16 protein-coding genes and 1 tRNA gene are annotated in these 15,100 nt (G+C 67.2%); 11 read left to right on the forward strand and 6 right to left on the reverse strand.

The window, feature by feature from the left end:
• Window positions 1–265 precede the first annotated feature (265 nt).
• Both modB and modC read left to right on the forward strand, forming a co-directional pair.
• Complete coding sequence (gene modB, locus L0976_RS24720) at window positions 266–973, forward strand: molybdate ABC transporter permease subunit (protein WP_234189624.1); 708 nt, start codon at window positions 266–268, stop codon at window positions 971–973.
• On the forward strand, window positions 970–2,043 hold the full coding sequence (gene modC, locus L0976_RS24725; RefSeq protein WP_234189626.1) for a molybdenum ABC transporter ATP-binding protein: 1,074 nt from the start codon (window positions 970–972) through the stop codon (window positions 2,041–2,043). The genes modB and modC overlap by 4 nt, the downstream gene beginning before the upstream one ends.
• Before the next feature lie 3 nt (window positions 2,044–2,046).
• Here the strand turns inward: modC and L0976_RS24730 are convergent, their stop codons facing one another.
• Together L0976_RS24730 and L0976_RS24735 are read right to left on the reverse strand one after the other, a co-directional pair.
• A complete protein-coding gene (locus tag L0976_RS24730) occupies window positions 2,047–2,406 on the reverse strand; it encodes a winged helix-turn-helix domain-containing protein (protein WP_203317962.1) in 360 nt (119 codons plus the stop codon).
• A gap of 57 nt (window positions 2,407–2,463) precedes the next feature.
• Window positions 2,464–3,801, reverse strand: a complete 1,338-nt coding sequence (locus L0976_RS24735; RefSeq protein ID WP_234189629.1) for an aspartate aminotransferase family protein — start codon at window positions 3,799–3,801, stop codon at window positions 2,464–2,466.
• Between the two features lie 239 nt (window positions 3,802–4,040).
• Between L0976_RS24735 and L0976_RS24740 the strand changes: the two genes are divergently transcribed.
• On the forward strand, window positions 4,041–4,589 hold the full coding sequence (locus tag L0976_RS24740) for a cupin domain-containing protein (RefSeq protein ID WP_203317964.1): 549 nt from the start codon (window positions 4,041–4,043) through the stop codon (window positions 4,587–4,589).
• A gap of 39 nt (window positions 4,590–4,628) precedes the next feature.
• On the opposite strand, the gene L0976_RS24745 is transcribed toward L0976_RS24740, so the two are convergent.
• The gene (locus tag L0976_RS24745; protein ID WP_234189630.1) at window positions 4,629–4,811 is read right to left on the reverse strand and encodes a YegP family protein; all 183 of its coding nucleotides are present in this window, start codon (window positions 4,809–4,811) and stop codon (window positions 4,629–4,631) included.
• Between the two features lie 98 nt (window positions 4,812–4,909).
• A tRNA-Gln gene (locus tag L0976_RS24750) sits at window positions 4,910–4,983 on the reverse strand.
• A 237-nt stretch (window positions 4,984–5,220) separates the two neighbouring features.
• Here L0976_RS24750 and L0976_RS24755 point away from each other — a divergent pair.
• The 3 genes from L0976_RS24755 to L0976_RS24765 are packed head-to-tail and all read left to right on the forward strand — an operon-like array spanning window position 5,221 to window position 7,879.
• The gene (locus L0976_RS24755) at window positions 5,221–6,768 is read left to right on the forward strand and encodes a Ppx/GppA phosphatase family protein (RefSeq protein ID WP_234189631.1); all 1,548 of its coding nucleotides are present in this window, start codon (window positions 5,221–5,223) and stop codon (window positions 6,766–6,768) included.
• The gene (locus tag L0976_RS24760; protein ID WP_203317967.1) at window positions 6,765–7,496 is read left to right on the forward strand and encodes an RlmE family RNA methyltransferase; all 732 of its coding nucleotides are present in this window, start codon (window positions 6,765–6,767) and stop codon (window positions 7,494–7,496) included. The genes L0976_RS24755 and L0976_RS24760 overlap by 4 nt, the downstream gene beginning before the upstream one ends.
• A complete protein-coding gene (locus tag L0976_RS24765; RefSeq protein WP_203317968.1) occupies window positions 7,496–7,879 on the forward strand; it encodes a VOC family protein in 384 nt (127 codons plus the stop codon). The genes L0976_RS24760 and L0976_RS24765 overlap by 1 nt, the downstream gene beginning before the upstream one ends.
• Window positions 7,880–8,071: 192 nt before the next feature.
• On the opposite strand, the gene L0976_RS24770 is transcribed toward L0976_RS24765, so the two are convergent.
• Window positions 8,072–9,481 (reverse strand): DHA2 family efflux MFS transporter permease subunit, encoded by a 1,410-nt coding sequence (locus L0976_RS24770; RefSeq protein ID WP_234189632.1) that lies wholly within the window; start codon window positions 9,479–9,481, stop codon window positions 8,072–8,074.
• Between the two features lie 192 nt (window positions 9,482–9,673).
• On the opposite strand from L0976_RS24770, the gene L0976_RS24775 reads away from it, so the two are divergent.
• From L0976_RS24775 to L0976_RS24795, 5 genes are all read left to right on the forward strand, one after another.
• Window positions 9,674–10,669: an MBL fold metallo-hydrolase gene (locus L0976_RS24775; RefSeq protein ID WP_234189634.1), complete on the forward strand. Its 996-nt coding sequence runs from the start codon at window positions 9,674–9,676 to the stop codon at window positions 10,667–10,669.
• Between the two features lie 292 nt (window positions 10,670–10,961).
• Window positions 10,962–12,458 (forward strand): IMP dehydrogenase, encoded by a 1,497-nt coding sequence (gene guaB / locus L0976_RS24780; RefSeq protein WP_234189636.1) that lies wholly within the window; start codon window positions 10,962–10,964, stop codon window positions 12,456–12,458.
• Between the two features lie 146 nt (window positions 12,459–12,604).
• Window positions 12,605–12,964 carry a hypothetical protein gene (locus L0976_RS24785; protein WP_255696188.1) on the forward strand — a complete coding sequence of 120 codons (360 nt, stop codon included), beginning with the start codon at window positions 12,605–12,607 and terminating at the stop codon, window positions 12,962–12,964.
• Window positions 12,965–13,066: 102 nt separating this feature from the next.
• On the forward strand, window positions 13,067–13,486 hold the full coding sequence (locus tag L0976_RS24790) for an MAPEG family protein (protein ID WP_234189638.1): 420 nt from the start codon (window positions 13,067–13,069) through the stop codon (window positions 13,484–13,486).
• Between the two features lie 81 nt (window positions 13,487–13,567).
• Window positions 13,568–14,443, forward strand: a complete 876-nt coding sequence (locus L0976_RS24795) for a dienelactone hydrolase family protein (protein ID WP_234189639.1) — start codon at window positions 13,568–13,570, stop codon at window positions 14,441–14,443.
• 98 nt (window positions 14,444–14,541) lie between these two features.
• Here the strand turns inward: L0976_RS24795 and L0976_RS24800 are convergent, their stop codons facing one another.
• Window positions 14,542–15,096, reverse strand: coding sequence for a GNAT family N-acetyltransferase (locus L0976_RS24800; RefSeq protein ID WP_234189642.1), 555 nt, complete (start codon window positions 15,094–15,096; stop codon window positions 14,542–14,544).
• Window positions 15,097–15,100 lie beyond the last annotated feature (4 nt).

Genomic DNA, 15,100 nt, shown 5'->3' on the forward strand with positions numbered 1-15,100 from the left:
AGCCGAAGATCGTCGCCATCGTCGCGACCATGCGAAAGCTCCTCACCATCCTCAACGCCATCATCCGGGACGGAAAACCATGGCAAAGCGCTTGACTGACAAGACAGTCGCTCTCCCCGCAAGCGGGGAGAAGGGATTTGTGGCGGGGGCGTGCCCGATCGGGTATTCGGAAAACAGTGCGGCACCTTCTCCCCGCTTGCGGGGAGAAGGTGCCGGCAGGCGGATGAGGGGCTGTCTGGCTCGGCTTCCGCCGCCATCTTGAGGAATGAGTGTGGACTGGTTTGCCTTGAGCGCTGAGGAATGGACGGCGATCCGGCTGAGCCTCAGGGTCTCGACCGTCGCGGTCCTTGTCAGCCTGCCGCTCGGCATTCTCGTCGCGCTGGCGCTGGCGCGCGGCCGCTTCTGGGGCAAGTCGCTTCTGAACGGCATCGTCCACCTGCCGCTGATCCTGCCGCCGGTCGTCACCGGCTTCATCCTGCTCATCCTGTTCGGCCGGCGCGGGCCCATCGGCTCGGTGCTCGCCGAATGGTTCGGCATCGTGCTCTCCTTCCGCTGGACCGGTGCGGCGCTTGCCTGCGGCGTCATGGGCTTTCCGCTCATGGTGCGCTCCATCCGCCTTTCCATCGAGGCGGTCGACCGCAAGCTGGAGGAAGCGGCCGGCACGCTCGGCGCCAGCCCCGCCTGGGTCTTCCTCACCGTCACCCTGCCGCTCATCCTGCCCGGCGTCATCGCCGGCATGATCCTCGCCTTCGCCAAGGCCATGGGCGAGTTCGGCGCGACCATCACCTTCGTCTCCAACATTCCCGGCGAGACACAGACGCTCTCGGCCGCCATCTACACCTTCACCCAGGTGCCGGGCGGCGATGCCGGCGCCATGCGCCTCACCGTCGTCGCCATCGCCATTTCCATGGTCGCGCTCATCGCCTCGGAAATCCTCGCCCAGCGCCTCGGCCGCAAGGTGAACCTCGAATGAGCCTGGTCGTCGAAGCACGCCACCGGCTCGGCACCTTCACCCTCGACGCCGCTTTCACTTCCGATGGCGGGGTCACGGCGCTCTTCGGCCGTTCCGGCTCGGGCAAGACCTCGCTCATCCGCATCATCGCCGGCCTGACGCGCCCGGCGGAAGGCGTCGTGCGCCTCGGCGGCGACGTGCTGGTCGATACGGCGCGCGGCATCTTCGTGCCGCCCCATCGCCGCCGCTTCGGCTACGTCTTCCAGGAGGCGCGGCTCTTCCCGCACCTGACGGTCCGGCAGAACCTCAACTACGGCCGCTGGTTCTCGCCGAAGGGCACGCGCCCGGAAAGCCCGGACCGTGTCGTCGGCCTGCTCGGCATCGGCGACCTCCTCGACCGCCAGCCGGCCAACCTTTCCGGCGGCGAGAAGCAGCGCGTCGCCATCGGTCGCGCGCTGCTCGCCGCGCCGCGCCTCCTGCTGATGGACGAGCCGCTCGCCGCGCTCGACGAGGAGCGCAAGGCGGAGATCCTGCCCTATCTGGAGCGCCTGCGCGACGAGGCAGGCATTCCCATCGTCTATGTCAGCCATTCCGTCGCCGAGGTCGCGCGGCTTGCCGACCGGGTCGTGCTGATGGTGGATGGCCGCGTCGAGGCGGTCGGGCCGGCCTCCGACGTGCTCGGCGGCCCGCGCCTTGCCTCCGCCGCCGACCGCCGCGAGGCGGGCAGCGTGCTGTCCGGCCGCGTCGAGGCGCGCGATGCGGCGCATGGCCTCGCCACCGTCCGCCTCGACGGCGGGGCGGCTATCCTGGTGCCCGGCGCCGCCGTTTCGCCCGGCGAGACGGTGCGCCTGCGCATCCCGGCCCGCGACGTCATGGTGGCGACGGTGCGGCCGGAGGGCCTTTCCGCGCTCAACATCCTCGAAGGCACGGTGGAGACCATCGAGCCGGACGGCGAGGGCATGGCGAGCCTGCGCATCGCCTGCGGCGGCGATCACGTCCGCGCCCGCATCACGGCATTCTCCGTCGAACGGCTCGGCCTTGCGCCCGGCCTGCCGGTGCATGCCGTCATCAAGACGGTGGCGCTGGAATAGGGATCAGTCCGCGAGGTTCGCGACCAGCCAGCCGATCTCCTCGGCAAGCGCCACGCGCGCCTTTTCCTCCATGGCATGGTAATGCGCGATCAGCGCCTCGCCGAAGGGCGTCAGCACCGCGCCGCCGCCCTGCTTGCCGCCGCGCTGGGATTCCACCACCGGCTGGCGGAACAGCCGGTTCATCTCGTCGACCAGCAGCCAGGCCCGGCGATAGGACATGTCCATCGCCCGCCCGCCCGCCGAGATCGAGCCCGTTTCCCTTATATGCGAGAGAAGCTCGATCTTGCCGCGACCGATGCGCCCCTCCGGCTCGAGCTGGATCCGGAAGATGATCTTCGGTTCGGTCTTGGCGACTGCTGACATGAAACTGGCCCGTATGGATACGGGCCAGTTATAACAGCGTTTTCCGCGGATTAAAGCTCAGGCTGCCCGCTTCAGCGCATCGCCGAGGATCGAGACGATGTCTTCGAAATGCTTCTTCTCGGCGATCAGCGGCGGCGAGAAGGCGATGATGTCGCCGGTGACGCGGATCAGCAGGCCCTTCTCGAAGCAGTCGACGAAGACGTCATAGGCGCGCGCGCCCGCTGCGCCCTCGCGAGGTGCCAGCTCGATGCCGGCGATGAGGCCGATGGTGCGGATGTCGATGACGTGCGGCAGGCCCTTCAGCGAATGCATCGCCGCATGCCATTCGTCCTGCAGCTCGGCGCCGCGGGTGAAGAGGCCCTCGTCGCGATAGATGTCGAGCGTCGCGATGCCCGCCGCGCAGGCCGCCGGATGGCCGGAATAGGTGTAGCCGTGGAAAAGCTCGATGGCGTTTTCCGGCCCATGCATCAGCGCGTCGTGCACCTTGCGGCTGGCGAAGACCGCGCCCATCGGGATCGCGCCGTTGGTGAGGCCCTTGGCGGTGGTCACGAGATCAGGCGTCACGCCGAAATAGTCGGTGGCGAAGGCGGCGCCGAGGCGGCCGAAGCCGGTGATCACCTCGTCGAAGATCAGCAGGATGCCGTGCCTGTCGCAGATCGCGCGCAGCTTTTCGAGATAGCCCTTCGGCGGGATGAGGACGCCCGTGGAACCGGCGACGGGCTCCACGATGCAGGCTGCGATGGTTTCCGCGCCATGCAGGGCGACGAGCCGTTCGAGATCGTCGGCCAGTTCCGCGCCATGCTCCGGCTGGCCCTTCACATAGGCGTTCTTGGAGAGGTCATGCGTGTGGCGCAGGTGATCCGAGCCGGCAAGCTGCGGGAAGACGCGGCGGTTGTTGACGATGCCGCCGACCGAGATGCCGCCGAATCCGACGCCGTGGTAGCCGCGCTCGCGGCCGATGAGGCGCGTGCGCGTGCCCTGGCCGATGGCGCGCTGGTAGGCGATGGCGATCTTCAGCGCGGTGTCGACCGATTCGGAGCCGGAGCCGGTGTAGAACACGCGGTCGAGCCTGGCGCCCTCGGGCCCGGGCGCGATTTCCGCGAGCCGCTCGGCGAAGTCGAAGGCGATCGGATGGCCCATCTGGAAGGACGGCGCGAAATCCATCTGCATCAACTGGCGCTCGACCGCGGCGGCGATCTGCCGGCGGCCATGGCCGGCGTTGCAGCACCACAGGCCCGCGGTGCCGTCGAGGACCGTGCGGCCGTCGGTGCTGGTGTAATACATGCCCTCGGCGCTGGCGAGCAGGCGCGGCGCGGCCTTGAACTGGCGGTTGGCGGTAAACGGCATCCAGTAGCTGTCGAGCACCGGCGCGTTGGGTTTGTTGTGGACGTTCATGGCAGATCTCCTCCCAAGGCAATTCCGGCAAAAGTGCGTAGCGGCTTTGCGTCCGGAATTGCGAAAAACGAAAAGGGTAGAGCGTTTCCGCAAGAAAGCGGAAATGCTCTGGCTGAGGGATTGACGCCATGATTTGCCATGCCGAACAAGTCCTTTTCTGGTTGACGTCAAGCGATTGAAAATAAAGGATGGAGGAGCAGCGGTTTTCGCTATTTCGAACATCTGAAACAGGAAATGCCATGTCGGTCGATATCGGAGGCAGGCTGCGCCATCTGCGCATGGCCCACAATCTCTCCCAGCGGGAACTGGCTAAGCGCGCCGGCGTCACCAATTCGACCATCTCGCTGATCGAATCGAATGCCTCGAACCCATCGGTCGGCGCCCTCAAGCGCATCCTCGACGGCATCCCGATCGGCCTTGCGGAGTTCTTCGCCTTCGAGCCCGACCGCCCGCGAAAGGCGTTCTACCGGGCGGATGAGCTGACGGAGATCGGCAAGGGCGGCATTTCCTACCGCCAGATCGGCGACAACCTCTTCGGCCGCAGCCTGCAGATATTGAAGGAGTGCTACCAGCCGGGCGCCGACACCGGAAAGGTGCCGCTGGTGCATGAGGGGGAGGAGGGCGGCATCGTGCTGTCCGGCCGCCTAGAAGTGACGGTCGATGACGAGCGCCGCATCCTTGGCCCCGGCGATGCCTACTATTTCGAAAGCCGCCGCCCGCACCGCTTCCGCTGCGTCGGCCCGGTGCCCTGCGAGGTCATCAGCGCCTGCACCCCGCCGACCTTCTGAAAGAAGAAAGCCCGCCGGGGGCGGGCTTTCGGGATGCGGTCAGGCCTTCGTATTGTCCTCGACGGGGGCGTCCGGCCCGTTCTTCTTGATCGAATCGATCGCGTTCTGCGCGCTCGCCTTGCTGGAATAGCCTTCCGTCGAGAACATCACTTCGCTGTTGTACTTGAAGCGGACCCGATATTCGCCGGCCTTGTCCCTGTAGATCTCGAACTTGTGCGCCATGAGCTTGTCCTCCAGGCAGATGTGAATCGACACATGCAGCGTGCCAGCAGCCGAACGCACTGACAAGGGAGGAGGATACCGGTTTTCGATAAGGAAATTGGCTGGGGAACCTGGATTCGAACCAAGATTAACGGAGTCAGAGTCCGCCGTTCTACCGTTGAACTATTCCCCAGCAGGGTGGTTCCGGCTTGGCCGGCGCCTGTGAGGCGGGCTTATAAACAAAAGGCGGCGCGTTGCAAATGGTTTTTTTGGAAAAAATCGCGCCGGCCTCGCGGCGCCGGCCGCTCTCGGCGCCCGCCGCAAAAAGAATTTGGCGAACGGGCCGGGCGCTGGTAATGTCGCCCCAACGAAGATCGAGAGAGCGCCTGCTTGCAGCTACAAGGCTTTGCGCGGCGCCATAGGCAGTAACGTGAACGACCCCGACAGCGGCGAGAAGCCGCCCGTTTCCGGGGCGCAAGATGCGGGCAATGCGGGGCGGCCGAAGCGGTCGCGCCGTCGCAAGGGAAAGCAGAAGGGCGCCATGAGTCCCTCTGCCGTTTCCCCGTCCGCAGGCCAGGCGGCCGGTTCGTCCGTGCCAGCCGAGCGCCCCCAGGCCGCACCAGGCGGCAACAATGCGCGCCGGAACAAGCGTCGCAGGCACGGCAGGATTCCGGGCGCCGAGAACGTGCGCCCGCTCGCCCCCGTCGGCCAGCGCGAAGCATCCCAGCACGAACCGCGCCAGGCGGACGGCCGCAAGAACCGCCGGAAGCATCGCGGCCGCAAATCGGGATCGCGCGCCCTTCCGTCCGCCGCCGAGGCCGTGGTCCTTTCGCCCGCCGCCGAGCCGGTTGCCGAGGCGCGGCCTGCACACCATGCGCCCGAGCCCCGCGGGGAGGCGCTCCCCGCGCCGCGTTTCGCCGAGCGCGACCAGTATGATGCGCCGCTTTATGCGGCGCTCGACCTCGGCACCAACAATTGCCGCCTTCTCGTCGCCCAGCCAACGCGGCCCGGCCAGTTCCGCGTCGTCGATGCCTTCTCGCGCATCGTTCGCCTGGGCGAGGGGCTCGGGGCCAGCGGCAGGCTTTCGGACGAGGCGATGGACCGCTCCGTCGAGGCGCTGAAGGTCTGCGCCGCAAAGCTCAAGCACCGCAACATCCGCCGCAGCCGCCTGATCGCCACGGAGGCCTGCCGCGCGGCGGAAAACGGCGAGACCTTCCTCCACCGCGTGCGCGAGGAGACGGGGCTGGAGCTCGAGATCATCAACCGCGAGACCGAGGCGCGGCTTGCCGTTTCCGGCTGCTCCTCGCTGGTCGGCCGCGAGGCGAAGTCCGTCGTGCTCTTCGACATCGGCGGTGGCTCTTCGGAAATCGCGGTCATCCGCATCGGCGAGAACCGCTCCAGCCGGCTGGCCAACCACATCACCCACTGGACCTCGCTGCCCGTCGGCGTCGTCACGCTCTCCGAGCGCCACGGCGGGCGCGACGTGACGCCGGAAAGCTTCGCGGGCATGGTCTCGGAGGTCGAGGGCATGCTGGCGAATTTCGATTGCCCGGGCGATATCGTCTATGCGCCGGAGGATTTCCACCTCATCGGCACGTCGGGCACGGTGACGACGCTCGCCGGCGTCCATCTCGACCTGCCGCGCTACGACCGGCGCCGGGTCGACGGCGTCTGGCTCTCGGACGACGAGGTGACCGCCATGCAGGCGCGGCTCCTGTCCTGGGATTTCTCCGCCCGCGCGGCCAATCCCTGCATCGGGCCGGACCGGGCTGACCTCGTGCTCGCCGGCTGCGCCATCCTGGAGGCGATCCGCAAGCGCTGGCCCTCGCGCCGCATGCGCGTTGCCGACCGCGGCTTGCGCGAGGGGCTGCTCACCGACATGATGGCCGATGACGGCGTCTGGCGCCGCGGCCGCCACCGCCGAAACCAGCGCGGCGGTCACCGCAACCCGGCAAAGCCCGAAGGACAGGCGTCATGACCAAGCCCCCCGTCGGCGGCAACCGCACCGGCCGCAAGCTCGGCCAGAAGGTCAGGAAGACGAAGCTCAAGGCCTCCTCGCGCCGCTGGCTCGAGCGCCACATCAACGATCCCTACGTGCAGCGCGCCAAGCTGGAGGGCTACCGCGCCCGCGCGGCCTTCAAGCTGCTGGAGATCGACGAGAAGCACAACATCCTTGCCGGCGCCAGGCGCATCATCGACCTCGGCGCGGCGCCCGGCAGCTGGTCGCAGATCGCCGCCAAGGTGACGGATTCGACGGATGCGGATCCGCGCGTCGCGGCCATCGACTTCCTGGAGATGGATCCGCTGCCCGGCGTCACCATTCTCCAGATGGACTTCCTCGATCCGGAGGCGCCGCACAAGCTCATCGAGGCGGTCGGCGGCACGCCGAACCTCGTCATATCGGACATGGCGGCGCCCACCACCGGCCACCGCCAGACGGACCACCTGCGCACCATGCACCTGTGCGAGGTCGCCGCGCACTTCGCCGTCGAGGTGCTGGCCGAAGGCGGGCATTTCCTGGCAAAGACCTTCCAGGGCGGCACGGAACGCGACCTCCTCAACATGCTCAAGCAGAATTTCAGGCAGGTCATCCATGTGAAGCCCGGCGCCTCGCGCGCCGAATCGGTCGAGATGTTCCTGCTCGCCAAGGGCTTCAAGGGCCGCAAGGCGCGAAGCGAGGCGGCGGAAGCGGACGAGGAGGCCTGATGCTTCTCTACGTGACGGTCGGCGCCAACGACCTGGACCGCGCCGGCCGCTTCTACGATGCGATCCTGCAGCCTCTTGGCTATTCGAGGCAGAAGAAAGCGGCCGGAGAGATCGGCTACGCTGCGGACGGCGACGTGCGCTGCCGCTTCTGGGTGGTCGAGCCCTTCGACCGCGAACCGGCGACCTTCGGCAATGGCGTGACGATCGCGCTCGTCGCCCCGAGCCGGGCCGCCGTCGATGCCTTCCATGCCGCGGCGCTTGCGGCGGGCGGGACGGACGAGGGCGCGCCGGGCCTGCGGCCGTTCCATGCCAGCTTCTACGCGGCTTTCGTGCGCGACCATGACGGCAACAAGCTGGCGGCCGTCTGCGAACAGCCGGAATGAATTGATTTTTTGAAGCGGGGGAGCCCTTCATCCCCCTGCCGGGACCTCCTCCCCGCAAGCGGGAGAAGGGGTGTCGTACCGTTTTCCCCCATAGGCTCAGGAATGCAGGGAAGCGCTGCGCCCAGCGCTCCTCGCCCCGCTTACGGGGGGAGGATGCCGGCAGGCGGGTGAGGGCCTATCCTCAACCCCTCGTCATTTCACCGTCACCGTTTCCTCGTCCCGGCCCGTCATCCTGTGGCCGGAAACGGTGGAGCCCGCATTCTTCGCCATGGCGATGAAGGGAATGACGGCGGCAAGCGTCAGCACCGAAATCACCATGAAGGCGATCTGGAAATCACGCAGTTCCAGCGGCGAGCCGGTGAGCGACGTCTCGACCTCCAGGATGGCGCCCGCCACCGCGACGCCCATGGCAAGGCTGATCTGCTGGAGCACGGCGCTCATCGAGGTCGCCTTGCTGGCGTCCGCATCGGGAATGTCGGCGAAGGACAGCGCGTTCACGCTGGTGAAGAAGAACGAGCGGGCAAAGCCCGCGACGAGCAGCACCCCGGACATGAACCAGAAGGGTGTCGCCGGGGTGAAGAGCCCGTTGACGAAGGTCAGCGCCGCGCCGCAGATGCTGGCCACGATCAGCGTCGTGCGGAAGCCGGCAAACGTGAGCACGCGCTTGGCGATGAACTTCGTGGTGATCGCCCCGATGGCGCCGGTGAAGGTGACGAGGCCCGACTGGAAGGGCGTCAGCCCGAAGCCGACCTGCAGCATCAGCGGCATCAGGAAGGGCACCGCGCCGACCGAGATGCGAAACAGCGTGCCGCCGATGGAGGCCGCCCGGAAGGCGCTGTCGCGGAAGAGCTTGAGGTCGAGCAGCGGCGTCGGGTGGCGCCTGGCGTGGCGCACGTAGAGGACGCCGCAGAGAAGGCCGATGACGGTGGCGACGATGCCGATCACCGGCGGCAGCGCCGGCAGGCTCACCACCGAGAGGCCGAACATCGTGCCGGACGCGGCGACCGCGCTGAGGAGGAAGCCGGTCCAGTCGAGCGGCGGCGGCGCGGCGGCGCGGATTTCCGGCAGGTAGATGCCGGACAGGATATAGCCGACGATGCCGACCGGCACGTTGATGAGGAAGATCCAGTGCCAGGAGAAATAGGTGGTGATGAAGCCGCCGAGCGGCGGGCCGGCCAGCGGACCGACCAGCGCGGGGATGGTCAGCAGCGCCATGGCCGAGACCAGCTCGGAGCGCGAGGTGCTGCGCACCAGCACGAGGCGCGCGACAGGCGTCATCATCGCCCCGCCCATGCCCTGCAGGAAGCGGGCGACGACGAAGGCGAAGAGGCTGTTCGCCACGGCGCAGAAGATGGAGCCGGCGACGAAGACGAGAATGGCAAGGCGGAAGATGCGCTTTGCCCCGAACCGGTCCGCCATCCAGCCGCTGAGCGGGATGAAGGTCGCGAGCGAGACCATGTAGGAGGTCAGCGCGAGCTTCAGCGTGATCGGCCCGACGCCGAGATCGGCGGCAATCGCCGGCAGCGAGGTGGAGATGACGGTGGAATCCATCTGCTCCATGAAGAGCGCGACGGCGAGTATGAGGGGAACGATACGGTTCATCGGCAGTTCACGATACGTGTCCTTGCGAAGGCCGGCCGACTTCTGCGCCCCTTGCCGGCATCTGTCAAATCGCCAGAAACCGTCTTTCGCATCACAAGCCCGTGATGCGGCGGGACCGCATCGTGACGGCGCCCTAGATTGCGCCGTGTCATCCTGCCGCCGATGCAGCCATTCACGAAAGAGGGTAGACCCATGCCAGACCATTCGACAATCTCGCGCCGGTCCTTGTTTCTCGCCGCGGGCGTGGGCACGCTGGCCGCGCCGCTGGTGCTGCAGCGCGCCGCGGCGCTTGCCCGGTCCGAAGTGGACGCCACCGACATGAGAGTGAGCCCCATCGAGACGCGCAGCCTCAAGCTGGGCAGCTTCCGCATCCTGGCCGTGCGCGACGGCATTCGCCCCTCCGGCGCGCCCAACGAGACCTTCGGCATCGGCCAGTCCGCCGACGCCGTCGCCGCCCTGCTGGAGGAGAATTTCCTGCCCGCCGACCGCTTCGTCAACAGCTTCACGCCGGCGCTCGTCGATACGGGTTCGGAAGTCGTGCTGTTCGACACGGGCATGGGCGAGGGCGGTCGCGACGCCGGCATGGGGCGCCTGCTGGAAGGGTTGAAATATGCCGGCTATACGCCGGACCAGGTGTCCGTCGTCGTCCTCACCCACCTGCATGGCGACCATATCGGTGGGCTGATGGAGGGCGAAAAACCCGCCTTCCCGAATGCGCGCTACGTCACCGGCCGCACCGAATACGATTTCTGGGTCAACCCGGAGCGCATGGGAACGCCCGCCGAGCAGGGCCACCAGGGCGTGCTCGCCAAGGTGCAGCCACTCGCCGAGAAGCTCACCTTCATCGAGGATGGCGGCGAGGTCGTACCCGGCATCACCGGTCTCGATGCCTTCGGCCATACGCCCGGCCACATGATCTTCCGCGTCGAATCGGAGGGCAGGGCGCTGATGCTGACGGCCGACACGGCGAACCACTTCGTGCTGTCGCTGCAGCGGCCGGACTGGGAGGTGCGCTTCGACATGGACAAGGCGCAGGCCGCCGCGACCCGCAAGAAGGTGTTCGACATGATCGCCACCGACAGGCTCGCCTTCATCGGCTACCACATGCCCTTCCCGGCCGCCGGCTTTATCGAGAAGGCGGGGGAGGGCTATCGCTTCGTGCCGGTGAGCTACCAGTTCGACGTGTGAGACGTCGCCAGCGGCGGCCGGCCACGACTGTCTTTGGCTAAGCGGTTAAGGCAAGGACCGCTCATCCGCCTGCGGAGAGAAGGTCGCGGCAGCGGTATGGGGGGCCATGCCTCGCCGTCGCTTGTCGACAAGCCGGCCGCCGAACCGATTCCGGGCTTTTTGCTATTTCCAATCCGTCATGAACGTGTTACCAGCCCTCGCCAACTTCCAAGAATTTCTTGCAAGCGACCGAGGCGGACAACTCCCAATGTTCCCCTTGGTGCGTGAGCTTTACCTTAAAGGAACTTGGCCCATGGCGCGCATCATTGAAACCGCAACCGGTCTCGAAGCCCTGACCTTCGACGACGTTCTCCTGCAGCCCGGCCACTCCGAGGTCATGCCGGGACAGACGAACATCGCCACCCGCATCGCCCACGATTTCGAGCTGAACCTGCCGATCCTCTCCTCCGCGATGGATACGGTGACGGAAAGCCGCCTTGCCATCGCCATGGCCCAGGCCGGCGGCCTCGGCGTCATCCACCGCAACCTGACGCCCGCCGAACAGGCCGAGGAGGTCCGCCAGGTCAAGAAGTTCGAAAGCGGCATGGTCGTCAATCCGGTGACGATCGGCCCCGACGCCACGCTCGCCGAAGCGCTGGCGCTGATGAAGGCGCACGGCATTTCCGGCATCCCGGTCGTCGAGAACGGCGGCAACGCCAAGGCCGGCCGGCTCGTCGGCATCCTGACGAACCGCGACGTGCGCTTCGCCTCCGACCCGGCCCAGAAGATCTACGAGCTGATGACCCGGGAAAACCTCATCACGGTCAAGGAGACCGTGGACCAGCAGGAAGCCAAGCGCCTCCTGCACCGCCACCGCATCGAGAAGCTGCTGGTGGTGGACGGCGACGGCCGCTGCGTCGGCCTCATCACCGTCAAGGACATGGAGAAGTCGCAGCTCAACCCCAACGCCTCGAAGGACGCGCAGGGCCGCCTTCGCGCCGCCGCCGCCATCTCGGTCGGCGACGACGGCTTCGAGCGCGCCGAACGCCTCATCGATGCCGGCGTCGACCTCATCGTCGTCGATACCGCGCATGGCCATTCGCAGCGCGTGCTGGATGCGGTCGCCCGCGTGAAGAAACTGTCGAATTCCGTGCGCATCATGGCCGGCAACGTCGCGACCTTCGATGGCACCAGGGCGCTGATCGACGCGGGCGCGGATGCCGTCAAGGTCGGCATCGGCCCGGGCTCGATCTGCACGACGCGCATCGTCGCCGGCGTCGGCGTGCCGCAGCTCGCCGCCATCATGTCGTCCGTCGAGGCGGCGCAGGCCGCGGACATTCCGGTCATCGCCGACGGCGGCATCAAGTTCTCGGGCGACCTTGCCAAGGCCATCGCCGCCGGCGCCTCGGCCGTCATGGTCGGCTCGCTGCTCGCCGGCACGGACGAGAGCCCGGGCGAGGTCTTCCTCTACCAGGGCCGCTCCTTCAAGGCCTATCGCGGCATGGGCTCCGTCGGGGCCATGGCGCGCGGCTCGGCCGACCGCTACTTCCAGGCGGAAGTGCGCGACACGCTGAAGCTCGTGCCCGAGGGCATCGAGGGCCAGGTGCCCTACAAGGGCCCGGTCTCGGGCGTGCTGCACCAGCTCGCCGGCGGCCTCAAGGCCTCGATGGGCTATGTCGGCGGCAAGGATCTCAAGGAGTACCAGGAGCGCGCCACCTTCGTGCGCATCTCCGGCGCGGGCCTGCGCGAAAGCCACGCCCATGACGTGACCATCACCCGCGAAAGCCCGAACTATCCGGGCGCCGTCTGACCGGCTCCGTCCTGGAGCGATACCTTCGAAATGCCCGGCCTTGCCGGGCATTTTCATCTTCCGGCCCCGTGATTCCGATTCCGTTTCCTCGCGCCGGTGCATAGGATGCCCCGCCGGCAATCTCGCCGGCTATTCGGGGGAACATCATGAAGACGATACTGGCTGGCGCCCTTCTGGGCCTGGGGCTCGTCGTGCCTGCGCAGGCGCAGACGGTCAACGCCGGCACCTATAATGTCGAGGGCACCAATCTCGACGGTTCGGCCTATGGCGGCACGGCGACGATCGAACTGACGAGCGAGACCACCTGCTCGATCGAATGGAACACCGGCTCGACCGCGTCCAACGGCATCTGCATGCTCTATGACAATGCGTTTGCCGCGGCCTACGTGCTGGGCGATGCCGTCGGCCTCGTCGTCTACGAGGTCAAGAGCGACGGATCGCTCGAAGGGGCCTGGACGATCAGCGGCAAGGACGGCTCCGGCAGCGAGACGCTGACGCCGCAGTAACACGTGACGTCTCCTTCGGCCTGCGGCGAAGGCCGTTTCCGGTTGAGGCTTTTGCCGGAAACACTTATGCAGGGTGCCTGAAACGCACGCCGAAGGATTGCCATGTCTCCCACGGAAGCCACGATCTGGCCGATGATCGCGCATGTCGCGCTCGTCTTCTTCCTCTATATCCTGCTCTCGACGCGCCGCGTCGGCGCGGTCAAGGACGGCCGCGCCCGGCCCGAGCAGTTCCGCGAGAACCGCGACGAGCCGGGCGAGTGCCTCGTCGTCAGGAACGCCATCGCCAACCAGTTCGAGCTGCCGGTGCTGTTCTATGCGGTCAGCATCCTTCTCTATCTCGTCGATGCCGACAATCCGGTGACGGTTGCCGGCGGCTGGCTCTTCGTGGCGCTGCGCTATGCCCATGCCTATGTGCATGTGACGTCCAACCGGCTGCGCTATCGCCGCCCGCTCTTCATCGCGGGCTTCGTCGTCCTCATGATGCTGTGGGTGTGGCTCGGCGCCTGGCTTGCCCTGACCTGAGGTGCGGTAACGCACTTGTGTTGGGCGGCCGTCCTTTCGAGGCCTATCTTGGTCTCCGGTTGGAAAACCGGAGGATCCGCCATGGACAAGCCGCACATCACGCAGGCGATGATCGACGCCTATGACGAATACACCCACCTGACGCTCGACCGGCGCCGCTTCATGGAGCGGCTGACGGCGCTCGCCGGTTCGGGCGCCGCCGCGGCCGCCATCGCGCCGCTGCTCGCCGCCGGTTCCGCGAGCGCCGAGACGGTCGCGTCGGACGACGCCCGCCTCCTGGCCAAGGAGGTCATCTATGGCGGCGGCTCCGGCGAGATGAAGGGCTATCTCGTACGCCCGAAGGAGATGGCGGCGCCGCTCGGCGGCGTCATCGTCATCCACGAGAACCGCGGCCTCAACGCGCATATCCGCGACGTTGCGCGGCGCATGGCGCTGGAGGGCTTCATCGCGCTCGCGCCCGATTTCCTCTCGCCCGCCGGCGGCACGCCCGACGACGAGGACAAGGCACGCGAGATGATCGGCAAGCTCGACGCGGCCGCCACGGTCGCCGATGCGCAGGCGAGCCTGCAGTTCCTGGCAGGGCTCGACGGGGCGAACGGCAAGGTCGGCGCGGTCGGCTTCTGCTGGGGCGGCGGCCTCGTCAATCGCTTCGCGACGAAATCGCCGGAGCTGAAGGCGGGCGTCGCCTATTACGGCGCCCAGCCGCCGGCGGAGGACGTGCCCGGCATCAAGGCGGCGATGCTGCTGCATTATGCCGGCCTCGATGCGCGCATCAACGCGGGCATCGACGCCTATCGCACGGCGCTGGAGGCGAACGGCAAGACCTTCGAGATCCACATGTACGACGGCGTCAACCACGCCTTCAACAACGACACCTCGGCCGCCCGCTACGACAAGGCGGCGGCCGACCTTGCCTGGCGGCGAACGGTGGATTTCCTGAAGACGAACCTTGCCTAGAGCAATTCCAGCAAAAGTGCGCAGCGGTTTTGCGTCCGGAATTGCGTAGAAACAAAAGGATGGAGCATTTTCGCGATTCGAAGAAAAGCGGAAAAGCTCTATTCCTTGATCGCCAGCCGCATGGCGCAGCGCGTGTCGCGCGGGAGCCCGTGCTCCGCCTCTTCGTCGAGCACGGCCGCAAGGCGCGCGGGAAGCTCCGCCTCATCCAGCGTGCAAAAGCCGAGCCGCTCGTAGAACGGGCAGTTCCAGGGAATGGTGCGGAAGGTCGTCAGCGTCACCGCGTCGAGCCCGTATGCGCCCGCCTGCTCGACGGCGTGCCGGATCAGCCGGCGGCCGATGCCGAATCCCTGGTGCAGGTGGTCGACGGAAATCTCCCAGATGTGCAGTTCCGGCCCCGCGATGTCAGCGCTGAGGAAGCCGACGGGCCAGTCGCCGTCGACGGCCGCCACCCAGTTCGTGCCCTTGCCGATGAGGTCGCGGTGGCGTTCGGCGCTCTGCACCTCGCCTGTCGCGATCCAGGAGAAGGCCTCGACCAGCCGGAAGGACTGCGCGGCCGAGCGCTCGATCCGGCACAGCGTCTCGATCTCGTCTTCGCGGGCAGGGCGGATCGTCACCCTGGACGGCCCGGCCTTGCCCGCGGGTGCGCCGTCCATGGGA

The organism is Shinella sp. NM-101, assembly GCF_021401195.1.
Lineage (GTDB): Bacteria > Pseudomonadota > Alphaproteobacteria > Rhizobiales > Rhizobiaceae > Shinella.